The organism is Bacillus sp. FSL M7-0791 (assembly GCF_038627085.1).
Lineage (GTDB): Bacteria > Bacillota > Bacilli > Bacillales > Bacillaceae > Bacillus > Bacillus safensis.
On the sequence record NZ_CP152022.1, the window covers coordinates 665,938 to 691,760 of the forward strand.

Genomic DNA, 25,823 nt, shown 5'->3' on the forward strand with positions numbered 1-25,823 from the left:
AAAAGAATGAAACTTTTAGCTAAAGGAGGTTACCCATTTTTTGCGGCCTTTGATTTTGTTATAATATTTAAATGGAATGAAACGAATGGAGGAACGTTTTTCATGTATGATGTTACCGAGTGGAAGCATGTCTTTAAACTCGATCCAAATAAAGAAATTTCTGATGAACAGCTAGAAGCGATTTGCGAATCTGGGACGGATGCCATATTGATTGGTGGAAGTGATCATGTGACAGAGGACAACGTGCTTCAATTGATGTCAAAGGTCCGCCGGTTTCTAGTGCCATGTGTGCTCGAAATCTCCACACATGAGATGATTGTGCCTGGCTTTGATCTGTATTTCATCCCAACCGTCTTAAACAGCTCTCACCCTGACTGGATTGTTGGGCTTCATAAAGACGCGATGAAGGAATTCGGTGATTTGATGTCAATGGAAGAGATTGTGCCTGAAGGTTATGTCATCTTAAATGAAGATTGTAAAGCGGCCAAGCTCACAGAGGCAAATACAGCGCTTGATATCGATGACGTCAGGGCATATGCAAGAGTGGCAGAGCATTTGATGAAGCTGCCCATTTTTTATCTGGAATACAGCGGAACGCTTGGAGACATAGAGCTTGTCAAAGAAACAAAAGCAGTGCTTGATGAAACAGTTCTTTTTTATGGCGGCGGCATCGAGAACGCTAAGCAGGCAAAAGACTTCTCCCAGCATGCAGACGTCGTGGTTGTAGGAAACGTCATTTATGACAATTTCAAAGAAGCATTAAAGACAGTGGATGCAGTCAAAAAGTCATCATAGTCAAATAAGACGAAACGGGTTAAAATAGAACGTAAGTTCGAATTGGCGGTGAATGGAATGAATGAAATATCGAATCATCTATTAGAAGGGCTGAATGACGCACAGAAAGAAGCAGTCAAAGCAACAGACGGTCCTTTATTGTTGATGGCAGGAGCAGGAAGCGGGAAGACACGGGTGCTCACACATCGAATTGCCTACTTAATGGCAGAAAAGCATGTGGCTCCGTGGAACATTTTAGCGATTACATTTACAAATAAAGCAGCACGTGAAATGCGTGAACGTGTCCAAGCTATTTTAGGGCCTGGCGCTGATGACATCTGGATCTCTACGTTCCACAGCATGTGTGTCCGCATTTTAAGACGTGATATTGACCGCATTGGTGTGAATCGCAACTTCTCTATTTTAGACACATCTGACCAGCTTTCAGTCATCAAAAACATTTTAAAAGAACGGAATATCGATCCTAAAAAGTTCGACCCGCGCAGTATTTTAGGATCAATCAGCAGTGCAAAAAACGAACTCATTGACGCAGAGGAATACACCAAAACAGCTGGTGATTTCTATGATCAAGTGGTCAGCGATGTCTATACAGATTATCAAAAGCGTTTACTCAAAAACCAATCACTCGACTTTGATGATTTAATTATGATGACAATTCGTCTGTTTGAGCGCATTCCTGAAGTATTAGAGCACTATCAGCGGAAATTCCAATACATTCATGTGGATGAGTATCAGGATACGAACAGAGCACAGTACATGCTTGTGAAACTGCTCGCGCAGCGCTTTCAAAATATATGTGTTGTCGGTGACTCGGATCAGTCTATTTATCGCTGGCGCGGAGCGGATATTACAAACATTCTCTCCTTTGAAAAAGATTATCCATCCAGTGAAGTGATTCTGCTTGAGCAAAATTACAGATCGACGAAACGCATTTTGCATGCCGCAAATACGGTCATTCAAAACAATGCAAACCGGAAGCCGAAAAATCTTTGGACAGAAAATGATGAAGGAGCGAAGATCGCCTATTACCGTGCAGATAATGAATTCGGTGAAGGACAATTTGTCGCAGGAAAGATTCGTCAGCTTCATCAGAGCGGAAAGCGCAAATTATCCGATTTTGCGATCCTTTACCGGACAAATGCCCAGTCTCGTGTCATAGAGGAAACGTTAATGAAAGCCAACATTCAATACAACATTGTCGGCGGCACGAAGTTCTATGACAGAAAAGAGATCAAGGACATTTTGGCATACTTACGCCTAGTGGCAAACCCAGATGACGATATTAGTTTTGCGCGAATTGTCAACGTACCAAAGCGCGGAATCGGTGCGACATCTGTTGATAAAATTGCAGCATATGCGGAGATGAATGACCTGTCTATGTTTGAAGCACTTGGTCAGGTGGATTTCATTGGACTGAGTGCACGGGCAGCCAATGCGCTTGATGAGTTCAAACAGCTCATTGATCAAATGACGAACATGCAGGACTATTTATCTGTCACTGAATTAACAGAAGAAATTCTAGAGAAAACAGGCTATCGTGAAGCGCTGAAGCTCGAAAAAACGATTGAAGCACAAAGCCGCTTAGAAAATATTGACGAGTTTCTATCCGTCACTAAGAACTTTGAAGAACAAAATGAAGACAAGTCACTTGTGACCTTCCTGACAGATCTCGCCCTCGTCGCAGACATTGATAAGCTGGATGAGAATGAAGAAGAAGATCAGGATGCCGTCATCTTAATGACACTTCACGCCGCAAAAGGTCTAGAATTCCCTGTTGTTTTCTTAATGGGAATGGAGGAAGGTGTCTTCCCGCACAGCCGTTCATTAATGGAAGATGCAGAGATGGAAGAAGAGCGCCGCCTCGCTTACGTAGGCATCACACGGGCTGAAGAAGAGCTTTATTTATCAAGTGCGAAAATGAGAACACTTTTCGGCCGGACAAACATGAACCTTGAATCTAGATTCATTCGAGAAATACCAGCCGATTTATTGGACAACCTAAATGAGAAAAAAGAAACAAAAACACCGTTTGGCCAAACAAGAGAAAGACCGCAAAGACGGGGACCTGTCTCACGTCCGCAAACACAAACGATTCAAAACACAGGCGGCGGCAGTATTGGCTGGGCTGTGGGCGATAAAGCGGCCCATAAAAAATGGGGCGTTGGTACGGTTGTCAGTGTGAAAGGCAGCGGAGACAGTACAGAGCTTGATATTGCGTTCCCAAGCCCTACAGGCATTAAGCGTCTTCTCGCAGCATTTGCACCAATCGAGAAGCAATAAACTGATAGGACAAAACGGATGAATTGAAAGGAAGAAGCAGATGGATAAAGAAGCAGCGAAACGCCGGATCGAGGAACTGCACCAGATTTTGAATCAATACAACTACGAATATCATACACTTGATCGTCCAAGTGTTCCTGACGCTGAATATGATGCGCGGATGCGTGAGCTGATCTCTCTGGAGGAAGAACACCCTGACTTAAAAGCAGTGGATTCACCTTCACAAAGAGTAGGCGGCGCTGTTTTAGACGCCTTCCAAAAAGTGCGTCACGGCACACCGATGCTCAGCCTTGGGAATGCGTTTAATGAACAGGACCTTCTTGATTTTGACCGCCGGGTTCGTCAAGCAGTCGGTGACGATATCGCATACAATGTCGAGCTGAAAATTGATGGACTCGCTGTTTCTCTCCGTTATGAAAATGGCGTGTTTGTCCGAGGAGCGACACGCGGAGATGGAACAACGGGGGAGGATATTACTGAAAACCTCAAAACGATTCGTTCCATCCCGCTTAAAATCAAACGCCCTCTGTCGATTGAAGTGAGAGGCGAGGCATTTATGCCAAAACCTTCTTTTGAAGCATTAAATGAAAAAAGAATACAAAACGAAGAAGAGCCGTTTGCAAACCCGCGTAATGCGGCTGCAGGTTCACTTCGTCAGCTTGATACGAAAATTGCAGCGAAACGAAACCTTGATATATTCGTCTACAGTATAGCGGAGCTTGATGAAATTGGTGTTGAAACGCAAAGCGCAGGACTTGATCTTCTCGACGAACTTGGCTTTAAAACAAACAAAGAAAGACGGATGTGCCAAACGATTGAAGAAGTCATCGACCTTATTGAAACATTAAAAGTAAAGCGTGCCGATTTTTCATATGAAATCGATGGAATTGTCATTAAAGTCGATTCACTGGCTCAGCAGGAAGAACTCGGCTTTACAGCAAAAAGCCCGCGCTGGGCGGTTGCGTACAAGTTTCCGGCTGAAGAGGTCGTAACGAAGCTGCTTGATATTGAACTAAGTGTCGGGCGAACAGGCGTGATTACACCAACAGCGATTCTTGAGCCTGTCAAAGTAGCAGGGACGACAGTGCAGCGTGCATCTCTTCATAATGAAGATTTGATCAAAGAAAAGGATATTCGCTATTTTGATCAGGTGATTGTGAAAAAAGCCGGCGATATTATTCCTGAAGTCGCAGGTGTCCTTGTCGATCAGCGTACAGGCGAAGAAAAGCCGTTTCACATGCCAACTGAATGTCCAGAGTGTCATAGTGAGCTGGTGCGAATCGAAGGCGAAGTGGCCTTGCGATGCATCAATCCAGAATGTCCTGCCCAAATACGTGAGGGACTCATTCACTTCGTTTCCCGTAATGCAATGAATATTGATGGGCTTGGCGAGCGGGTCATTACACAGCTCTTCAAGGAACAGCTAGTCTCTCGTGTATCAGACCTTTACCGTTTAACGAAAGAAGAGCTCATTCAGCTTGAACGAATGGGCGAAAAATCTGTCGACAATTTACTGCGCTCGATTGAGCAGTCGAAAGAAAACTCTCTTGAGCGTTTACTATTTGGACTCGGCATTCGATTTATTGGTTCAAAAGCGGCAAAGACCTTGGCGATGCATTTCGAAAACATCGATCAATTAAAGCAAGCAACGAAAGAACAATTACTTGAAGTCGACGAAATTGGTGAAAAAATGGCTGATGCCGTCGTTACGTACTTTGAGAAAGAAGAAATACTCGATCTGCTAAACGAACTAAAAGAGCTTGGAGTCAATATGACCTATACAGGACCGAAGCCGGTAAAAGCAGAAGAAAGTGATTCCTACTTTGCAGGAAAAACCGTTGTGCTGACAGGAAAATTAGAAGAAATGGCTCGAAACGATGCAAAAGCAGCGATCGAAGCGTTAGGCGGCAAGCTGGCAGGTAGTGTGAGTAAAAAAACAGATCTAGTCATTGCCGGAGAAGCAGCGGGGAGTAAGCTGACAAAGGCAGAAGAACTCAATATTGAAATTTGGGACGAAGCTAAAATGCTCGAGGAGCTAAAGAAATAAGAGGAGTGTTTTCTATTGAAAAAGTTGTTATTGCTGCTGACAATGCTCACACTGGTATTGTCAGCGTGTGCACCTTTTGGGGGAAAGGAAGAGGAAGAGGTCACACAAAAAACGGATGAAACGAAGGAAACAAAGGAAACAGCCATCATCCCGATGTACAATATCTCAGACTCCTATTACAAAATGGTACTGCCGTTTAAACAAGGAGCTGCGAGAGGTTTAACAGCGGAGCGTCTCAACACACGCTTGGACATTGATGAATTTGAAACAGGACTCATGCGTCTTGCAACAGAGTCATTTAATACTAACGACTATCTTTTCCAAGAAGGACAGCATTTAGATGAGGACACCGTTCTCAGCTGGCTGGCACGCAAAAAAACAGGCAGTGATCTGAAAAAGGCAGAAAAAGAAGATAAAGACTTTAAGAATCTAGGCTTAAATCCTGCTCTTCCAAACTCAGGTTCAACAAAGTCTAAAAATGAAAATAGTCCCATCTACTTAGCTTCCATGCTAGAGCATAATTACTTAATTCGAAAAGACAAAAACAGCTTACAGCTTGGCGGAGTTGTCATTGGTCTTGCACTGAACTCTGTTTATTATTACCGTGAAAAGATCGGTGACCCGCAGCAAGAGGTGACCATCGATTCATCGAAAAATTCAAAGAAACTTTTGGCAGAGGGTGAAAAAATCGCTGAACAAGTGGTCAAGCGCATTCGTCAAATGGACGGACTGCAAAAAGTGCCTGTCATGATTGCCCTTTATAAGCAAGCACCAAAATCATCTATCGTTCCAGGTAACTTTATCGCCAAAACGGATGTGAAAGCAGGCTCCGCTGATATCGGAAATTGGGATACGATCAATGAGGAGAATGTATTCTTCCCTTCAGATAATGCGAAAAGCAGCTACAAAGATGATTCAGAGCGATTTGACCGCTTCAAGACAAAGGTCGAAGACTACTTCCCGAATTATACTGGTGTTGTAGGAAAAGGCTTTTACAAAAACGGCAACCTGCAAAAAATGAAAATCGAAATTCCAATGCAGTTCTATGGAAAAACGGAAGTCGTAGCCTTCACACAATATTTAACCGGTGAAGTCATGGATTACTACAAGAGTACCAATATCGAAATCAACATTACATCTTCTGATCAACAAGAAGCCTTGATTACGAAAAATGCTGAAGACAAAGAACCGACTGTTCATATATATGACTAAATAAGAGGGATTTCCAAACTCTTGTCAAAATATTAGGAGAAACCAAGAAGAAAGGCAGGTATGTTGATGCTCGTATAATGCTGATTACCGTCAAGAACATTTAAAAAGACGATAAAGGAGAATCAGCATGCATAAAGAAGTAAAAGCACGATACGATGAACAGAAAGTCTTAAAGAAAGCGGCTCATTTGTATGACTTTCAGCTTGACCAAGTCACATTTCTAGCCGATGCAGAAAATTATGTGTATGAATATAAGGCAATGAATGGGGAGAATTATATATTAAAAATCACCCATACCATTCGTCGTTCACCCACATATATTTTAGGAGAAATGGACTGGATTCGATTCCTGGCTCATCATGGTATTTCCGTAGCAAAGCCGATTTCATCAGCAAGAGGAAAAGACGTTGAAACCATTCCTGATCAAGCCGGAGGCGCATTTTTACTTCGTGTGTATGAAAAAGCACCAGGGAGAAAAGTGAATGAAGGAGATTGGAATGGGAAGCTGTTTGAAGCGTTAGGGTCCTATACAGGACGAATGCATCAAATAACAAAACGATATCAAGTAAAAGATCCTCTTTATAAGCGTCAAGAGTGGTATGAAGAGGAGCAATTAAAGCTGGATCAATATATTCCGTCTGATCAAACGGTTGTTTTGCGAAGAAAAGATGAACTGATGCAAAAGCTTCACCAGCTCCGAATTTCGAAGGATGTGTATGGGCTGGTGCATGCTGATTTGCATCATGGAAACTTCCATTATCATCAAGGAGAGATTATCGCATTCGATTTTGATGATATTGGATATCACTGGTTTATCAATGATATTAGTATTTTGCTATACAATGTTCTTTGGTATCCAGTGATTCCATATGATGATAAAGCTGAATTTACGGCAGAATTTATGAGTCATTTTCTAAAAGGCTATCGACAGGAAAATGAGCTTGATGACGCGTGGCTGGCAACAATTCCTGATTTTCTCATGCTGCGTCATATGCTTATTTATGGGCTTTTACATCAAGCATTTGATCTCCAAACAATGACTTCTGACCAAAAAGCCATGCTGTCATGTTTTCGAAAGGAAATTGAGCAAAAAACACCAATTACTCCTTTTGACTTTCAACAGCTGGCCCGATAAAAGAAACCCCTTGCTGTGTCAAACAGCAAGGGGTTTTTTATGACTACACCGTATCACACTTCACGCCAACGACGCCTTCTAGATCTTTAATATCAAAGTACACATCGGTTGTATAGCGGTCTTTATGCACACGTACGCGTACTTCCATGATCGGATAATCCTTTTCCTTTAAATCATCAATTCGAACAGAATGAATACGGATATTGAGGGCTTTCATTTCTTTTAAAATATCGGTCATGCGGTTTCGATCAGAAAGAGACATTCTGATGCGGATTTCTTTTTCCTGCAGGCGAATCGGTCCGATCCGCTGGAAGAGCCATGGTAGAAATTCAACACTAATGAGAATAAAGAAAAGACTGAGGAAGGCTTCTTTATAAAACCCTGCACCTGTTGCAACCCCAAGTCCTGCTGCTCCCCAGATCATCGCAGAAGTCGTGAGACCTGAGATGACATCATTGCTTTTTCGAAGAATTACACCTGCTCCAATAAAACCAACACCTGATATAATTTGCGCCGGTAACCTGAGTGGGTCCATTTGAAGCTTAGAGACTCGAGGGAAATTGTAGGCTGCATCAATGCTGATGATGGTTAAGACGCAGGAGCTGACAGCAATGACAATACACGTTTTTAAGCCGAGGGGCTTTTTCTTCAGCTCTCGTTCAAGCCCGATAATCAGACCGATTAAGGTGGCCACGGCTAATTTTAAGACTGTATCCCATTCAATTGTCCAAAACATGCGTATCGCTCCTTCACTTCATGTACGTTTCACAACATGTATATGATCTTCTCACAGCCCATATGGCTGCACAACTCTTATTTTATTCAGTTTCTGAAGAAAGAAAAGCTTTTTATTTTATTTAAAAAGAGAGTCATCCGCATAGGGCAGATGACTCTTCAATTCTTTATTTTGTTTCTTCCTCAAGATGATCTTCCATTTTGTTGAAAAGCTGTTTTGATGCTTTTGACGGCTTACTTGTCAACAAGCTCACAATAATGGCAGCTAATCCACTAAGCGTAAAGCCTGGAATCATTTCATAAATACCTGTCGCATGGTTGAGGCCAGTTGTAATCCATGTCAGAACCACAACCGCACCAACGATCATTCCAACTAGGGCACCGTGATGATTCATTCGTTTCCAGTATAGGCAAAGCAAGATGACTGGACCAAATGAAGAACCAAATCCTGCCCACGCATAACCGACAAGGTCAAGAATGGTATCACTTGGGTTAAGTGAAAGGCAGAGAGCAATCACAGCGACAACGAGTACAGACATCCGGCCAATCATGACGAGCTCTTTGTCTGATGCTGTTTTTCTAAAGAACGTTCTGTATAGATCCTCTGTCATGGCACTTGCTGTGACAAGCAGCTGAGACGAAATTGAACTCATAATCGCAGCTAAAATGGCAGAAAGTAAAAATCCAGTGATATATGGATGGAACAATACTTTAGAAAAGACGATAAAGATGGTTTCAGGGTCAGCAAGGTTCATACCCGTTTCATGAACATAGGCAACACCCACTAAACCGACAGACAGTGATCCAATCACTGAAATAATCATCCAGCTCATTCCGATTCGGCGTGCTGGTTTTAAATCTTTAACGGACGTAATGGCCATAAAGCGCACAATAATATGCGGCTGTCCAAAGTAACCTAGTCCCCAAGCAAGGAAGGAAATAATGCCAATGACGCTCGTTCCTCTAAAAATATCAAGCAATTTAGGGTCAATCTGTTGAATATCTTGGAATGTAGCAACAGGTCCGCCTAATTGTGTAAAGGCAACGATCGGCACGAGCACTAATGCTAAAAACATGATAGCTCCTTGGACAAAGTCCGTTAAGCTCACTGCCAAAAATCCGCCGAACAATGTATACAAAATGACAATACTTGACGTCAAAATCAGTCCAAACATGTAGTGAGCACCGAATGCTGACTCAAATAAACGTCCGCCTGATACCATCCCAGACGATGTATACAGCGTAAAGAAAATTAAAATGATGACGGCTGAAACAGCTTTTAATAAAGCAGATGAACCTTTGAAGCGTTTATCAAAGAAATCAGGAATCGTAATCGCATCATCCGCAATCTCTGTATAAGAACGTAAACGAGGTGCAAGAATGAGGTAGTTCAAGTAAGCACCAACGATTAAACCAATCGCAAGCCAGGCTGTCGATAAACCCGTTTTATACATTTCACCTGGCACACCCATCAGCATCCATCCGCTCATGTCGGCAGCACCTGCTGAAAGGGCTGTAACGAATGGGCCAAGCCCGCGTCCGCCAAGCATATAATCATTTAAATTATGTGTTTTCCTGAATGCATACCAACCAATGGCAAGCATCCCGATAAAATAAATAGATAAGGAAATTGTAACTTCAATACTCATTTTGTGTTCTCACCTTTTTCGTATTAATTTGACATCACCTCAATCAAAATATACAGAAGTGCGAAGGCAGCTTTTTTGCTTGACTGTCCCGCTCACTGCTATGGTTACTTAACCTAACAGAGTATTCCCAAGTGATCAACCTGCCTAAACCTCTTCATTTTGAAGAAAAAATGTACCGATCGATGATAAGAATCAATATGTAAGCGATTACAAAAATAAACAAAAGTAAAAATTTTCTGAAAAATAAAAGTCGCCTGATGAATATTTCTTTTATCGATTTGATTATAAAGACGGTTTCAAGGGAACGAACCTTTCACGGCACCTGCGTAAAGTTGCTTTAGAACAGTAAAATTTGATATGATAAAGTGTATATGACTTATGATCATGACCACGAGTACGCATCATTTTTGGAGGTGAACCTGCATGTCAAGAATTTCAATAGAAGAAGTCAAGCACGTTGCCCATTTAGCAAGGCTTGCGATTACAGAAGAAGAAGCTGAGATGTTTACAGAACAGCTTGATAGCATCATTTCATTTGCAGAGCAGTTAAACGAGGTAGATACGGAAAACGTTGAACCTACTACACACGTATTAAAAATGAAAAACGTCATGAGAGAAGATGTTCCGAATAAAGGTCTTTCCATTGAGGCAGTCGTCAAAAACGCGCCTGATCATAAAGACGGCTATATTCGTGTGCCATCAATTTTGGACTAAAGGAGGCCCGAGACATGTCACTGTTTGATCACAAAATTTCTGAATTAAAAGAGCTTTTACATAAAAAGGAACTGTCTGTTTCTGATTTAGTGGACGAGTCTTATAAACGAATCAATGAAGTAGACGGAAAAGTACAAGCATTCCTTGCACTGAACGAAGAGAAAGCACGTGCGTATGCAAAGGAATTGGACGAGGCAGTTGGTGAAAAGGACGAGCTTGGCCTATTGTTCGGTATGCCGATCGGTGTGAAAGATAACATTGTTACAAAGGATTTGCGTACTACAGCTTCAAGTAAAATCCTGCAAAACTTTGATCCAATTTATGATGCAACCGTTGTGAACCGCCTAAGAGACGCTGAAGCAGTCACAATCGGTAAATTAAATATGGACGAATTCGCAATGGGGTCTTCTACGGAGAACTCAGGCTACAAAGCGACGAAAAACCCGTGGAATTTAAACACTGTTCCAGGCGGATCAAGTGGTGGATCAGCAGCTTCTGTTGCGGCAGGTGAAGTACCGTTCTCACTTGGTTCAGATACAGGCGGTTCTATTCGTCAGCCGGCATCTTTCTGCGGGGTTGTCGGTCTTAAGCCGACATATGGCCGTGTATCCAGATACGGATTAATCGCATTTGCTTCATCATTAGATCAAATTGGTCCGATTACACGTAATGTAGAAGACAACGCATATGTTCTTCAAGCGATTGCAGGTGTCGATCAAATGGACGCAACAAGTGCAAATGTCGATGTCCCAGATTTTCTTTCTTCATTAACTGGCGACATCAAAGGCTTGAAAATTGCTGTGCCGAAAGAATACCTTGGCGAAGGCGTTGGCGAGGAAGCAAAAGAATCTGTTCTTCAAGCGTTAAAAGTATTAGAAGGACTTGGTGCTTCGTGGGAAGAAGTATCTCTTCCGCACTCTAAATATGCGCTTGCGACTTACTACTTACTGTCTTCTTCAGAAGCATCTGCAAACCTTGCTCGTTTTGACGGCATCCGCTATGGCTACCGTACAGATAATGCAGACAATCTCATTGATTTATACAAAAATACTCGTTCTGAAGGCTTTGGAGACGAAGTGAAGCGCCGCATCATGCTTGGTACATTCGCGCTAAGCTCAGGATATTACGATGCGTACTATAAAAAAGCACAAAAAGTCCGTACATTGATCAAAAAAGACTTTGAAGATGTTTTCGAAAAGTATGATGTCATTGTAGGACCAACAACACCGACTCCTGCATTTAACATTGGTGAAAAGACAAGCGACCCGCTAACCATGTATGCAAACGATATTTTAACGATCCCTGTTAACCTTGCAGGCGTTCCAGGAATCAGTGTGCCTTGTGGATTTGCAAATGGCCTCCCGTTAGGACTGCAAATCATCGGCAAGCACTTTGACGAAGGAACAGTGTACCGCGTGGCTCACGCTTTTGAGCAAGCAACAGATCATCATAAAGCAAAACCTGAACTGTAAGGGGTGAATCAGAATGAACTTTGAAACGGTAATTGGACTTGAAGTCCACGTAGAGCTAAAAACACAATCGAAAATTTTCTCAAGCTCGCCGACACCTTTTGGTGCAGCTGCCAACACGCAAACAAGTGTCATCGACCTTGGATATCCTGGCGTATTGCCTGTACTGAACAAAGAAGCGGTGAACTTTGCGATGAAAGCGGCCATGGCGCTGAACTGTGAAATCGCAACAGATACAAAATTTGACCGTAAAAACTACTTCTATCCTGATAACCCAAAGGCGTATCAAATTTCTCAATTTGATAAACCGATCGGTGAAAACGGCTGGATTGAAATTGAAGTAGAAGGCAAAACAAAACGAATCGGTATTACGCGTCTTCATTTGGAAGAGGATGCTGGGAAATTGACGCATACAGGCGACGGTTACTCACTCGTCGATTTCAACCGTCAAGGCACACCGCTAGTTGAAATCGTATCTGAGCCAGATATTCGCACACCAGAAGAAGCGTATGCTTACTTAGAAAAATTAAAATCCATTATTCAATATACAGGCGTTTCTGACTGTAAAATGGAAGAAGGCTCACTTCGCTGTGATGCCAATATTTCTCTTCGCCCAATCGGCCGTGAAGAGTTTGGTACAAAGACAGAGCTCAAAAACTTGAACTCATTCGCTTTCGTACAAAAAGGCCTTGAATTCGAAGAAAAGCGTCAAGAGCAAGTATTGCTTTCTGGCGGCTTGATCGAACAAGAAACCCGCCGTTATGATGAAGCGTCTAAAAAGACGATCCTGATGCGTGTCAAAGAGGGATCTGATGATTACCGCTACTTCCCAGAACCAGATTTGGTGGAACTGTACATTGATGACGAGTGGAAAGAACGCGTAAGAGCATCAATTCCAGAGCTTCCAGACGAGCGCCGCAAACGCTATATCGATGAGCTTGGACTCCCTGCATACGATGCAATGGTACTCACGCTGACGAAAGAAATGTCTGATTTCTTTGAAGCGACCATTTCAGAAGGTGCAGAAGCGAAGCAAGCATCGAACTGGCTCATGGGTGAAGTATCTGCTTACTTAAACTCTGCTCAAAAAGAGCTGAACGATACAAAGCTAACGCCGCAAGGACTTGCTGGCATGATCAAGCTCATTGAAAAAGGAACAATTTCCTCAAAGATTGCGAAAAAGGTATTCAAAGAGCTCATTGAAAATGGGGGAGATGCAGAAACAATCGTCAAAGAAAAAGGACTTGTCCAAATTTCTGACGAAGGTGCGCTGCTTAAACTCGTTACAGAAGCACTTGATAACAACCCGCAATCCATTGAAGACTTTAAAAATGGTAAAGACCGCGCGATTGGCTTCTTAGTCGGACAAATCATGAAAGCATCGAAGGGCCAAGCTAACCCGCCGATGGTGAACAAGATTCTCCTTGAAGAAATCAAAAAGCGCTAAATCGCAAAAAACCGCCTTATGTAATAGGCGGTTTTTTTTTGCTTGAAATGACAGGGTCTTATCATAGATTCAGACCACCGCCGTATATCAATTTAGAGAATCTTTTCTTATAATGAAGCATAAGCGAAAGTGCACATTCGAAGGGGAAAGGTGAGCTAAATCGAAAACAGCACGTCATGTTACTGAAGAAACAGCTTCAATTGCTCCACTGCTCTTAGAACAGCAGGGTCCTCACACTTTTCTAAATTCGTCAGCATCCCTTGGATGACTGGCTTACGAGGTTCAGCTTTTGCCAGCTCTTCTTCAATCACTTCAATGGATACAACAGTATCATCTGAAAGCAGATGCTCAAGCTTTAACGAACGAAGCTCCTCTTGAAGGGAAGCAGCACTCGGCGCTTCATCATCCCAAATGGTTTGCTTCAAAATCGGCTTCGTCTGAGAACGAAGCAAGCCGTGGACCAGATCATCAAACCGTTCGAGTATAAAGGATGAGAGCTCATCAAATGATAATTGCATTTGATCCTGTAAAAGCAGAACCTGCACATATGATTGGATAATGCCTTGGATCATGACTGACAGGTCAGTTACATATGGTTCGATCTCCTGTCCATAAGTGGTCAAGATGGAAATTTGAATTTCATCGTTCATTTGCTTTTTCACAGTTTTTGAATACTTTTTAATCTGCTGGTTTTCCGGAATAATGTTCTCGCTGAGGATCAGAATGATAAAATCCTTGTTCTCAGCAAAATGCTGGAACTGTTCAGCGATTTGTTTCTGAAAGATCTCTCTCGGCGCGAGATGCTGATTCTCTTTTCGAATCATTTCGATAGTTTGCATCGAAGTGTCGATATAATATTCAAACGCTCGGTTGAAAAGCTGTTCTTTTGATTTGAAATGTAAATAAAATGCGCCTTTTGATATTCCGCATTCATCTGCAATTTCCTGAATGGTCGTAGAAGAAAAACCCTTTTTCGCAAACAATTGGATGCTTGCTTTAATGATTTTTTCTTTTTTTTCGTTCATGAAATAAGGCCCCTTCAGCTTTAGAATGTTACGTCAAACGCAAGTGAAATGGTTGACGGCATTGTATATCACCGTTTATTATGATATAGAATGACCAGTCAGTCAATACATAAAGGAAAATGGAGGATATAATGAATTCGATCATCAATTTTGTATTAAAGAATAAGTTCGCTGTATGGCTCATGACGATTATCGTAACAGTTGCTGGTCTATATGCCGGATTGAATATGAAACAAGAATCAATCCCGAATATCAACACGCCAGTCATTACGGTTTCTACAACGTACCCTGGCGCAACGCCGGACGAAGTATCAGATAAGGTGACAGATCCAATTGAAAAATCGATTCAAAACCTCAATGGGGTCAGCGTGGTCACTTCTAATTCATTTGAAAATGCATCATCCATTCAAATCGAGTACGATTACAACAAAGACATGGATGAAGCAAAAAAGGAAATTGAAGATGCGATTAGCAATATCGATTTCCCTGAAAATGCAGAAAAACCTAAAATCGCACGCTTTAGTATTAATGCGATTCCAATCCTAGCCCTAAGTGTCTCTGGTGATAAAGAATCATTACAAGACCTTACACAAAAAGTAGAAAATGATCTCGTTCCTTCACTTCAAGGATTAGACGGTGTCTCTTCTGTCGAAACTTCAGGACAGCAAATCAAAGAAGTAGAATTTTCGTTTAAACAAAAGAAATTGAAAGAATACGGTCTAGATGAAGATACCGTCCAAAACATGATCAAAGGCTCTGATGTGAATGTACCACTAGGTCTATACACATTTGGCAACAAACAAAAATCAGTTGTCGTGGACGGCAATATTTTAAGCGTCAAAGATTTGAAAAACATGCGTATTCCAGTCACACCAAGTGCAGGCGGCGGTGCGGGAAGCGCTGGAGCTGGAGCACCTTCTAGCGGTTCAGAAAACCCAGGTGCGCAAGGTGCGGAGCAGCAGGCTGGAAGTGCAAGTCAGCAGCAAGCAGCAGCTCAGCAGCCAGCAGGTGGAGGTGCAGCAAGCAGTCAATCTGTAGAGCTGCCGACGATCAAGCTATCTGAGATAGCAGATATTAAAGTCGTAAAAGATGCAGAATCGATCTCTAGAACGAATGGAAAAGACAGTATCGGTCTGCAAATTGTCAAAGGCTCTGATGCCAACACAGTGAGTGTAGCAGAAGAAGTGACAAAAGAGCTTGAGAAATTCAAAAAAGACAACAAAGGCATCAAAGTAAGCACCACATATGATCAAGCAGAGCCGATTAAAGAGTCTGTCAGCACAATGCTGAACAAGGCGATCATCGGAGCAATCTTTGCGATCATTATCATTCTATTGTTCCTGAGAGATATCAAATCAACATTAATCTCGGTCATTTCCATACCGTTATCTCTGTTGATTGCTGTTTTAATATTAAATCAGCTGGATATCACGTTAAATATTATGACACTTGGTGCCATGACCGTCGCCATCGGGCGTGTTGTCGATGACTCGATAGTGGTCATAGAAAATATCTATCGACGAATGGCGTTAAAGGATGAACCGTTAAAAGGTAAGGCACTCGTCAGAGAAGCCACAAAAGAAATGTTTATCCCAATCATGTCTTCGACGATTGTGACAATTGCAGTATTCTTACCGTTAGCATTAGTAGGTGGAATGATTGGTGAACTATTCATCCCATTTGCCCTAACAATTGTGTTTGCGTTGCTTGCTTCACTGCTTGTCGCTATTACAATTGTTCCAATGATGGCACACAGTCTATTTAAAAAGAATCTCTACGGCACAGCGAAAAAAGTAAAAGAGCATAAACCAAGCAAACTTGCTGGCGGTTATAGACGTGTACTTAATTGGACACTCAACCATAAATGGATCACATCAGGAATTGCCATTCTTATGCTTGTCGGAAGCTTATTCTTAGCACCACTTGTCGGTGTCAGCTTCTTACCACAGGAAGCAGAGAAAACGGCCATGGTAACATATACACCTGAACCTGGACAAACGAGAGAGCAAGCAATTGATGAAACGAAAAAAGCTGAAGAATATTTGATGAAACGTGACCATGTCAATACAGTTCAGTATTCACTAGGCTCTTCAAATGCCATGACCGCAAGTGTTGGCGGTAACTCTAACGGTGCATTATTCTTCGTACAATATGATGATGACACGCCAAACTTTGATAAAGAAAAAGACCGGGTGGTCAAAGCCCTTCAAGACAAAGCGTCTAAAGGGGAATGGAAATCACAAAACTTCTCATCTGCTGGTGCAAATAATACCGTGACATACTATGTGTACGGGGACAAAGCAAGTGATATTGAAGGCACAGTAAAAGATGTTGAGAACATCTTAAAAGATGAGAAAAACCTGAAAAATGTCAGCACAAGCTTATCTGAGAAATACGATGAATATACGTTTAATGCAGATCAAGAAAAACTAGCGAAACTAGGTCTAACTGCTTCACAAATCGCTCAAGCAATTGCACCTCAAAATAGTGAAACAACACTGACGAAAGTCACAGAGGACGGCAAAGAACTTGATGTGAAGCTTCAAACGGAAAAAGATGAATATAAGAGCAAAAAAGATTTAGAAAATAAAAAGATCACCACACCAACAGGGCAAGAAGTCCGAATTGGTGATGTCGTCAAAGTAAAAGATGGTACGACTGCAAATACGGTGACAAAACGTGATGGAAAAATCTACGCAGAAGTGTCTGGTGACATGACAACAGACGACGTCTCAAGTGTAACGCAGGATGTTCAGAAGAAAGTCGACAAGCTTGATCTAAAATCTGGCGTAACGATTGACACAGGCGGCGTAAGTGCGGATATTGAGGAATCCTTTACACAGCTGGGCCTTGCAATGCTTGCAGCGATTGCCATTGTGTATCTCGTTCTCGTCATCACATTTGGCGGAGGTCTTGCACCATTTGCGATTCTTTTCTCCCTGCCATTTACGATTATTGGCGCACTGCTTGGATTGTTTATAGCAAAAGAAACCATCAGCTTAAATGCCATGATTGGATTGCTCATGCTGATCGGTATCGTTGTAACTAATGCCATTGTCTTGATTGACCGAGTGATTCATAAAGAACAAGAAGGTCTCTCAACAAGAGAAGCGTTACTTGAAGCAGGTACAACAAGATTACGTCCAATCTTAATGACGGCACTTGCGACAATTGGTGCACTGCTACCACTCGCATTAGGATTTGAAGGCGGAAGCCAGATCGTATCAAAAGGACTTGGTGTTACCGTAATTGGCGGCTTAACAAGTTCTACACTTCTCACATTGGTTATCGTTCCAATCGTGTATGAAATGTTAAGCAAGTTTAGACGTAAGAAAAAGTACGCAGAAGAAGAGTAAGAGGAAGCCCCGCCAATGAGCGGGGCTTTTTTTATGTTGAAATCTGACAAACAGCTTTTCTCATAAGCTCTTCAAATGCGTGGAAAAAGGCATCACGATCGACATGGTCAATCACTTGAATTGATTTTCCATCTGGATGCTCTTCAGTGCGACCTTGTCTAGGCGTTTCGGTATAAACGATTGCGTTCACTTCTTTTGAACGGGTAAATGATGTAGAAGCAAGAGTAATCGTTGTTAGCACGTCCCATAAGTAGTAAGTCGAGTTCGTTTCATGATGAATGAGCGGGGGACAAAAGGCGTAGCACTGTCCGATAAAATCTATTCCAATATAAGAACGAAGAGAAGCCCAGCGCTGACGTACATCAAGTGTAAGCGGGACTTGATTTGTACTTTCAAGCGCGACCATTTCAATAGGAAACGGTTCCTGAAAGACAGTGCTGACAGCATAAGGGTCCCAAAAGGCATTCCATTCTGCTGTCCCATCATGCTCGGGCTCTTCAACATTGCCTTTTTCAAGGAACGTTCCACCCATCCACACCAATTTTTCAATTCTATTAGAGATCGAAGGATCTTCTTCTAAAGCGCGTGCAAGATCTGTGAGCGGACCAGTAAAGAGCAGGGTGACAGGTTCTTTTGCCTTCTTAACCGTTTCAATCAGGTGAAGGTGTGCTGGCAGCTTGGACACTTTTGTATCAACAGTGCCTTTTTCATTTAAAATTGGCAGAGCATCTACATAAAAAGCATGCATACGCCACTCCTTCGGAAATGGATTGACGCCTCTAGAAGTTGAAGCAGCAACTTCAATTTCATAAGGACTGAAGCGATCAATGATTTTTTGAGATGCACTGAGAGCAGGCTCTAAATAACAATCAGCAGGAATCACAGACATTCCAATGACTTTCACATGTTCCATTTGAAGGAGAAGAAATAAAGAGACGAGATCATCAACACCGCCGTCATGATTAAAATAGACAGGCTTTTTCATCGCATATCATCCTTTACAGTGTTTACCTTTATCTTATCAGAATGCTTTCTTGCTGAGGGAGGTTGGCTAGGAGATTTCACATAATTAGGTGGTTGTTTTGTTGCCATTTTCAAATCTCATAGTATAATTAAAGGTTGTTAGTGGTGAAAATAGATTGCATAATGAATATAGGATGATGATGAATGAAACGTGCTCGAATTATATACAATCCGACATCTGGGCGTGAACTCTTCAAGAAGAATTTACCGCAGGTTTTGCAAAAATTTGAACAAGCTGGCTATGAAACTTCTTGTCATGCGACGACATGTGCAGGAGATGCCACGCAAGCAGCAGAAAAAGCCGCACAGAGAGATTTTGATTTAATTGTAGCAGCAGGTGGAGACGGCACGATCAATGAAGTCGTCAACGGACTAGCACCGCTTGAAAAAAGACCAAAACTAGGAATTATTCCAGTTGGAACGACAAATGATTTCGCAAGAGCACTTGGAATTCCACGAGAAGGTGTTTTGAAAGCGACAGATGCCATTATTGAGGGTGTAGCAAAGCCGCTTGATATCGGTAAAGTCAATGGCCATTATTTTATTAATATTGCTGGCGGCGGCCGGTTAACAGAGCTCACCTATGAGGTGCCTAGTAAGCTGAAGACCATGCTTGGACAGCTTGCTTATTATTTAAAAGGCATGGAGATGCTTCCTTCTATCCGCCCGACAGAAGTCGAAATTGAATATGACGGCAAATTGTTTCATGGAGAAATCATGCTGTTTCTTGTTTCACTCACAAACTCAGTAGGCGGCTTTGAAAAACTAGCGCCAGATTCCATTTTAGATGATGGGATGTTTGACCTGATTATTCTAAAGAAGGTCAATTTAGCAGAAGCCATTCGAGTGGTTAGTCTTGCTCTTAGAGGCGAGCATATTCATGATAACAATGTCATCTACGCAAAAGCGAATCGCGTGAAGGTAGATGTAAAAGATAAAATGCAATTGAATTTAGATGGTGAATACGGCGGCATGCTGCCAGGTGAATTTGAAAACCTGTATCGCCATATTGAATTTATTGTGCCAAAAGCAACAGCTGAAAAAATAGGGTGAAGACTGAACTTGGTTCCTTATGGCGGCCAAGTTTTTCTTTGCAAATGAGGTGATAAAATTGGTGAAAATGAAACCGCCTGTTGAAAAGAATGAATACTACAATGTAACCTTCGAAGACTTAACGCATGAAGGTGCAGGTGTAGCGAAAATTGAAGGATTCCCTGTCTTTGTACCAAATGCCCTTCCTGACGAACAAGGGCAAATCAAAGTCACACGAGTCAAAAAAGGATTTGCTTTTGGACGACTCATGGAGCTGACAAAGGAAAGTCAGCACAGGCAAGATGCGCCATGTCCCATTTACAAGCAGTGCGGCGGCTGTCAAATTCAGCATATGAGCTATGAAGGCCAGCTGCTATTCAAACAAAAACAAGTAAAGGACGTTTTAGAGCGGATCGGCAAGCTTGATATGAGCCGTGTAAAAGTTCATCCTGTACTCGGCATGGAAGACCCTTGGAATTACCGAAACAAAGCACAAGTTCCAGTTGGCGAACGGGAAGGCGGACTTGTTGCAGGATTTTATCAGCAGCGTACCCATGAAATCATTGATATGGAAAAATGTTTGATTCAACAGTCAGAAAACGACGAAGTGGTACAGGCAGTAAAAGACATATGCAATGCGTTTGGCATCAAAGCATATAACGAAGAGCGGCACAAAGGCTGGCTGCGTCATGTGATGGTTCGCTACGGTATTGCAACAGGTGAAATGATGGTTGTGTTTGTGACTAGAACGGCTGACTTTCCGCAAAAGCAGCAGGTGATTGAGCAGATTATAGCACGCTTCCCACATGTTCGGTCAATTGTGCAAAACGTGAATTCAAAGAAAACAAATGTCATTTTCGGAGACGAAACAACCGTTTTATGGGGAGAAGAATACATTTATGACACGATTGGCGACATCAAATTTGCCATTTCAGCTCGTTCGTTTTATCAAGTGAACCCAGCCCAAACAAAGGTGCTTTATGACAAAGCGCTTGAATATGCAGAGCTGCAAGGCGAAGAAACCGTCATCGATGCCTACTGCGGAATCGGTACGATTTCCTTATTTCTCGCACAAAAAGCAGGCAGAGTATATGGGGTTGAAATTGTTCCAGAAGCAATTGAAGATGCAAAACGAAACGCTGCCTTAAACGGAATCAATAATGTTGAATTCGCAGTCGGCGAAGCAGAAGCGGTTATTCCGAATTGGTACAAAGAAGGCATCAAAGCAGATACATTAGTCGTTGATCCTCCAAGAAAGGGCTGTGACGAAGCATTACTTGACACCATTTTAAAGATGAAACCAAACCGAGTTGTTTATGTATCCTGTAATCCTGGGACGCTTGCTCGTGATTTGCGTATTCTTGAAGATGGCGGGTATGTGACGGAGGAAGTGCAGCCGGTGGATATGTTTCCGCATACCAACCATGTAGAATGTGTAGCAAGTCTTGTGATTAATCAGTAATGTATTGAGACATCCCGATTTCGTGAAAAACATCGATATCGGGATGTTTTTATTTTTGTATGTTCAATCGGCACTAAAAAATGATATTTGGAAGTGGAATTTATATTTTTATCCCGTAATTCATTACCAAATGTCCTTTTTTGCAATTTTGCCCGGTTCATATTAAAGTATATAATGATAAAAATTGCTGAAAGAATTTACAGAAGGACATGCCCTAAAAGGCGCTATGTCATGAGAGGAATTGGATGAAAGATGAGTAAAAATTTCTGGCGTGATTTACCGCGGCCATTTTTTATATTAGCACCAATGGAAGAAGTGACAGATGTTGTGTTTCGTCATGTCGTGAGTGAGGCGGCGAGACCGGATGTGTTTTTTACAGAGTTTACGAACAGTGAGAGCTATTGCCATCCTGATGGCATTCAAAGTGTGAAGGGGCGTTTAACGTTTACAGAGGATGAGCAGCCGATTGTTGCTCATATTTGGGGAGACAAGCCTGAGAACTTTAGACAAATGAGCATTGGAATGGCGGAAATGGGATTTCAGGGGCTTGATATTAATATGGGCTGTCCTGTTCCAAATGTCACGCAAAACGGGAAGGGAAGCGGCTTGATTCTTCGTCCAGACGTTGCCGCAGAGCTGATTCAAGCAGCAAAAGCTGGGGGATTACCTGTCAGCGTCAAAACAAGACTAGGTTTTACTGAAGTCGATGAATGGCGCGGGTGGCTTAGACACATTTTGGAGCAAGATATTGTGAATTTATCGATCCACCTTCGCACAAGAAAGGAAATGAGCCAGGTGGATGCTCATTGGGAGCTCATTCCTGAGATTAAAAAACTTCGTGATGAAGTAGCACCTGATACGCTTTTAACAATCAATGGTGATATTCCAGATCGTCAAACAGGCTTAAAACTTGCTGAACAGTATGGAGTGGACGGCGTGATGATTGGGCGCGGGATTTTCCATAACCCATTTGCTTTTGAAAAAGAGCCGAAGGAGCATACAAGTGATGAACTGCTCGGTCTTTTAAGATTACATCTTGATCTCCATGATCAATACTCATCACTAGGTTTGCGTCCATTCAAGGCACTGCACCGTTTCTTTAAGATTTATGTAAAAGGATTCAGAGGAGCGAGTTTCTTGAGAAATCAATTAATGAACACATCATCAACAGATGAAGTGCGTGCCATGCTGGATGAGTTTGAAGCGAGAAATCAAGAACAATCATGACCAACAAGAGGAGGGGGAACCCTTCTCTTTTTTTATTGAATAGGACTATTAAACTAGTTCACTTAAATGGTAAAATGAGATAGAAATAACAATTGGAGGTATTTTATTTGAAACCATTTTGGGATAAAGATAGAGAAAGCGAAGAAACATTTAAGAAAATCAATGAGAAAGGCATTGCAAAAGCGGAAAAGAAGCTAGGCGTCATCCTGCCTGATACATATAAGCAACTGATCCTCGAACAAAATGGCGGGTATACATTGCATAACGCTTTTCCAACGGACCAGCCGAATGGATGGGCAGAGGATCATGTATCATTTGATCATTTAAGAGGAATTGCCAAAGACGAAGGCATTATGGATAGTGATTATTTAATAGAAGAATGGGAATTGCCTGAGGGACTTGTGCTCATTTGTGGGGATGGTCATACGTGGATTGCATTGGATTATAGAGAAACAAAGGAGCATCCGCCGATTCACTACTTTGATTTAGAAGATGAGACGGATTTTAAATTAGCGGATTCGTTTGATGAACTGATTGCTGGGCATTATACTGCTGAATAACATGAAAAGGAAAAGGCAGCCGCGAGTAGATATATTTCATTAAAACCGTTGTTATATAGTATTTTTTGAGAGAGACAAAAGAGTCTCTCTTTTTTTTTGCGAAGCAACATTGAATCTCTCTCTAAAACTGTATCTGTTATGTTTAAGTCTTATTATTCAATTGGTTCACTTTCCACTCACTAAATTTTCTGACGATAATATCTGCCACAATGTAAAATGGCAGAAAGCTGGAGTTGTCCACTTTGTTATATAAGTGAAACGGGGTGCTGCTTACATAGATATTAAACATGGCATTTTGTGCAAGGAGGTTATTCCTTAATGTGGTCATGCTGATAAATTTGATATGTCTCGTTTTCACCAATTGAATGATTTCATCTAAATTCTTCGATTCACCCGATAAGGAAATGATAAATAAAAGGTCATCCTCACCAAATTCAATGATTCCATCTGTTAAGTCCCGCTTGCTTCGTAATACTTGAGATTTCTTATGCAGTGACCATAGCTGCCGCTGTACATCATTGGCTAAATCAAGCTGTGCTGTTCCTGTCCCATAAATATAAATATACGGTGCGCGATCAATCAGTTGATTTAATTGATGAAAGTCGAGCTGCTCCATATATTTTCTTGTCTGCCGGATATCTTGATCAAGCAGCTGCATTAAATCCTGTGTTGTCTCTTCAGTGAAAGCATTTAATTTCACATAAGACTTTAAGTCACTGTAGCCGTCGAACCCTATTTTCTTAGCAAGCCGATGGATGGATGAGATGGAAGTATGAGCATAACGGGCAAGGTCCTGAATTTTCATTGTCTTCATTTCTTCAAGATGATCATGGATTGTTTTAATAATGTGCAGGTCATTCTTGTTTAAATCTTCGAAGTGTTTATTAACCAGCTTGTCCAGTATCATGCGATGTGCCCTCCAACATGAAAATATTTTCTTCCTGTGAAAATATAATCTAATGTTACAACTTGATTTCTAAATACGTCAAACCTATTGGTTTTTGTAAGCGCTACCTTTACAGTGATGTTATGGATCAAGCAAAGGGGTTATGCTTATGAATGCAATCAAGCGGTTTGGCAGTGCTATGGTAGTTCCTGTACTTTTATTCGCGTTTTTTGGTATTGTTGTCGGCCTCGCGACTTTATGTAAGAATCCAGCGATTATGGGAGAAATGGCTGGAGAAGGTACGATGTGGTACAAGGTTTGGTCACTGATTGAAAGCGGGGGATGGACGATTTTCAATCATATGGAATTAGCCTTTGTGATTGGATTGCCCATCTCACTTGCAAAAAAAGCGCAAGCACGTGCGACGCTCGCAGCTTTGATGATTTATCTTGTATTTAACAATTATATTCATGCTATTTTGACACTTTGGCCGTCTACTTTTGGCGTTGATTTATCGCAAGGTGTCGAGAACGTAGCGGGTGTAAAAGAAATTGCGGGTATACCTACGCTGGATACAAGTATCATTGGTGCGGTGATGATATCTGGAATCGTCATTTGGATCCATAATCGTTTTTATGATCAAAAGCTGCCTGAAATGCTTGGGATTTTCCAGGGGCTTGTATTTGTTGTCATCATCGGATTCTTTGTGATGATTCCTATTGCTTTTATCGTTGCTTTTGTATGGCCCTATGTTCAGCAGGGGATTCAATCTCTCCAAGGGTTCATGGCACAGTCTGGTTATATTGGTGTCTGGCTGTTTCATTTCTTGGAAAGGGTGTTAATTCCAACAGGACTTCACCATTTTATTTATACACCTTTTGAGTTTGGTCCAGCGGCTGTAAATGGGGGGTTAAAACCATATTGGATTGCTCACTTAAATGAATTTGCGTCCTCCACTTCCGATTTGAAGGATCTTTATCCATACGGATTTTTATTGCATGGGAATATTAAGATGTTTGGCTGTTTAGGGATAGCTTTAGCCATGTATTTTTCAACACCGAAAGAAAACAGAAAAAAGGTTTTGGCATTGGTATTACCCGCCACATTAACAGCGGTATTTGCCGGAATTACAGAACCGCTTGAATTTACATTTCTATTCCTCGCGCCTTATTTATTTGTGATACATGCACTTCTTGGTGCGACCATGGTGACAATCATGAATATGTTTGGTGTTGTCGGAATGATGGGTTCCGGGCTTATTGAAATAGCTGCATTGAACTGGATTCCGCTCTCTTCAAATCATGGAGGGACTTATCTGATTCAAGCGATGATTGGACTTCTTTTTACAGCAGTGTATTTTGTCATATTTAGATGGATGATTGTGAAATTCGATATTCCATTACCAGGACGAAAACATGAGGAGGAGACGAGGCTATATACAAAACAAGATTATGAGAATGCTCATAAAAAAGGTCATGAGCAAAAAGAAGCGCCCGTTTATGCGTCTGAGTATGAAGAGAAAGCCGTGTATTTCTTAGAAGGCCTTGGCGGTAAAGAAAACATTAAAGATGTGACAAACTGTGCCACGCGTCTGCGTATTACAGTGATTGACCCTAGCTTGGTGAAAGATAGGGACTACTTTACAAAGAATAAACTGGCCCACGGCATGGCGAAGAGTGGTCAAAGCATTCAAATCATTGTTGGCTTAAGTGTACCGCAAGTAAGAGAGTCCTTTGAGACAAAACTTTCATTAGATTAAAAAAGGAGCT

18 protein-coding genes and 1 pseudogene are annotated in these 25,823 nt (G+C 41.8%); 14 read left to right on the forward strand and 5 right to left on the reverse strand.

The features are described 5' to 3' along the window. Positions 1-102 precede the first annotated feature (102 nt). From MHI08_RS03325 to MHI08_RS03345, 5 genes are all read left to right on the forward strand, one after another. On the forward strand, positions 103-795 hold the full coding sequence (locus tag MHI08_RS03325; protein ID WP_056767551.1) for a heptaprenylglyceryl phosphate synthase: 693 nt from the start codon (positions 103-105) through the stop codon (positions 793-795). A 57-nt stretch (positions 796-852) separates the two neighbouring features. Then, positions 853-3,075, forward strand: a complete 2,223-nt coding sequence (gene pcrA / locus MHI08_RS03330) for a DNA helicase PcrA (RefSeq protein ID WP_044335898.1) — start codon at positions 853-855, stop codon at positions 3,073-3,075. 40 nt (positions 3,076-3,115) lie between these two features. After that, complete coding sequence (gene ligA / locus MHI08_RS03335) at positions 3,116-5,122, forward strand: NAD-dependent DNA ligase LigA (RefSeq protein WP_342499990.1); 2,007 nt, start codon at positions 3,116-3,118, stop codon at positions 5,120-5,122. 42 nt (positions 5,123-5,164) lie between these two features. Further along, the gene (locus tag MHI08_RS03340; protein WP_239500415.1) at positions 5,165-6,334 is read left to right on the forward strand and encodes a CamS family sex pheromone protein; all 1,170 of its coding nucleotides are present in this window, start codon (positions 5,165-5,167) and stop codon (positions 6,332-6,334) included. Between the two features lie 127 nt (positions 6,335-6,461). After that, positions 6,462-7,469 carry a phosphotransferase gene (locus MHI08_RS03345; RefSeq protein ID WP_163115649.1) on the forward strand — a complete coding sequence of 336 codons (1,008 nt, stop codon included), beginning with the start codon at positions 6,462-6,464 and terminating at the stop codon, positions 7,467-7,469. Between the two features lie 43 nt (positions 7,470-7,512). On the opposite strand, the gene MHI08_RS03350 is transcribed toward MHI08_RS03345, so the two are convergent. After that, entirely contained in the window at positions 7,513-8,211 is a 699-nt protein-coding gene (locus tag MHI08_RS03350) for an MgtC/SapB family protein (RefSeq protein WP_169510856.1), read from the reverse strand. A 160-nt stretch (positions 8,212-8,371) separates the two neighbouring features. Then, entirely contained in the window at positions 8,372-9,853 is a 1,482-nt protein-coding gene (gene putP / locus MHI08_RS03355) for a sodium/proline symporter PutP (protein WP_024426679.1), read from the reverse strand. Positions 9,854-10,276: 423 nt separating this feature from the next. Here putP and gatC point away from each other — a divergent pair, with 423 nt between their 5' ends. The 3 genes from gatC to gatB are packed head-to-tail and all read left to right on the forward strand — an operon-like array spanning position 10,277 to position 13,483. Then, positions 10,277-10,567 (forward strand): Asp-tRNA(Asn)/Glu-tRNA(Gln) amidotransferase subunit GatC, encoded by a 291-nt coding sequence (gatC, locus tag MHI08_RS03360; protein WP_024424549.1) that lies wholly within the window; start codon positions 10,277-10,279, stop codon positions 10,565-10,567. A 14-nt stretch (positions 10,568-10,581) separates the two neighbouring features. After that, positions 10,582-12,039, forward strand: a complete 1,458-nt coding sequence (gene gatA, locus MHI08_RS03365) for an Asp-tRNA(Asn)/Glu-tRNA(Gln) amidotransferase subunit GatA (protein ID WP_342492287.1) — start codon at positions 10,582-10,584, stop codon at positions 12,037-12,039. A gap of 13 nt (positions 12,040-12,052) precedes the next feature. Further along, complete coding sequence (gene gatB, locus MHI08_RS03370; protein ID WP_024426678.1) at positions 12,053-13,483, forward strand: Asp-tRNA(Asn)/Glu-tRNA(Gln) amidotransferase subunit GatB; 1,431 nt, start codon at positions 12,053-12,055, stop codon at positions 13,481-13,483. A gap of 179 nt (positions 13,484-13,662) precedes the next feature. On the opposite strand, the gene MHI08_RS03375 is transcribed toward gatB, so the two are convergent. Beyond that, the gene (locus tag MHI08_RS03375; RefSeq protein ID WP_025092652.1) at positions 13,663-14,508 is read right to left on the reverse strand and encodes a TetR/AcrR family transcriptional regulator; all 846 of its coding nucleotides are present in this window, start codon (positions 14,506-14,508) and stop codon (positions 13,663-13,665) included. A gap of 131 nt (positions 14,509-14,639) precedes the next feature. Between MHI08_RS03375 and MHI08_RS03380 the strand changes: the two genes are divergently transcribed. Further along, positions 14,640-17,864 (forward strand): efflux RND transporter permease subunit, encoded by a 3,225-nt coding sequence (locus tag MHI08_RS03380; RefSeq protein ID WP_342499991.1) that lies wholly within the window; start codon positions 14,640-14,642, stop codon positions 17,862-17,864. Between the two features lie 31 nt (positions 17,865-17,895). Here the strand turns inward: MHI08_RS03380 and MHI08_RS03385 are convergent, their stop codons facing one another. Further along, complete coding sequence (locus tag MHI08_RS03385) at positions 17,896-18,849, reverse strand: nucleoside hydrolase (protein WP_076841116.1); 954 nt, start codon at positions 18,847-18,849, stop codon at positions 17,896-17,898. Positions 18,850-19,031: 182 nt separating this feature from the next. Here MHI08_RS03385 and MHI08_RS03390 point away from each other — a divergent pair, with 182 nt between their 5' ends. The 4 genes and pseudogenes from MHI08_RS03390 to MHI08_RS03405 form a co-directional block, all read left to right on the forward strand. Further along, positions 19,032-19,940: a diacylglycerol kinase gene (locus MHI08_RS03390; RefSeq protein ID WP_024424554.1), complete on the forward strand. Its 909-nt coding sequence runs from the start codon at positions 19,032-19,034 to the stop codon at positions 19,938-19,940. A gap of 61 nt (positions 19,941-20,001) precedes the next feature. Further along, the gene (gene rlmD / locus MHI08_RS03395) at positions 20,002-21,381 is read left to right on the forward strand and encodes a 23S rRNA (uracil(1939)-C(5))-methyltransferase RlmD (protein ID WP_076841157.1); all 1,380 of its coding nucleotides are present in this window, start codon (positions 20,002-20,004) and stop codon (positions 21,379-21,381) included. Between the two features lie 252 nt (positions 21,382-21,633). Continuing rightward, positions 21,634-22,608: a tRNA-dihydrouridine synthase gene (locus MHI08_RS03400; protein WP_041108655.1), complete on the forward strand. Its 975-nt coding sequence runs from the start codon at positions 21,634-21,636 to the stop codon at positions 22,606-22,608. A gap of 107 nt (positions 22,609-22,715) precedes the next feature. Next, positions 22,716-23,165: pseudogene (locus tag MHI08_RS03405) on the forward strand (SMI1/KNR4 family protein); the annotation flags it as partial. Positions 23,166-23,310: 145 nt separating this feature from the next. Here the strand turns inward: MHI08_RS03405 and MHI08_RS03410 are convergent. Then, positions 23,311-24,075 carry a MurR/RpiR family transcriptional regulator gene (locus tag MHI08_RS03410; protein ID WP_034623071.1) on the reverse strand — a complete coding sequence of 255 codons (765 nt, stop codon included), beginning with the start codon at positions 24,073-24,075 and terminating at the stop codon, positions 23,311-23,313. A gap of 148 nt (positions 24,076-24,223) precedes the next feature. On the opposite strand from MHI08_RS03410, the gene MHI08_RS03415 reads away from it, so the two are divergent. Next, positions 24,224-25,813: an alpha-glucoside-specific PTS transporter subunit IIBC gene (locus tag MHI08_RS03415; protein ID WP_024424558.1), complete on the forward strand. Its 1,590-nt coding sequence runs from the start codon at positions 24,224-24,226 to the stop codon at positions 25,811-25,813. Positions 25,814-25,823: the final 10 nt, after the last annotated feature.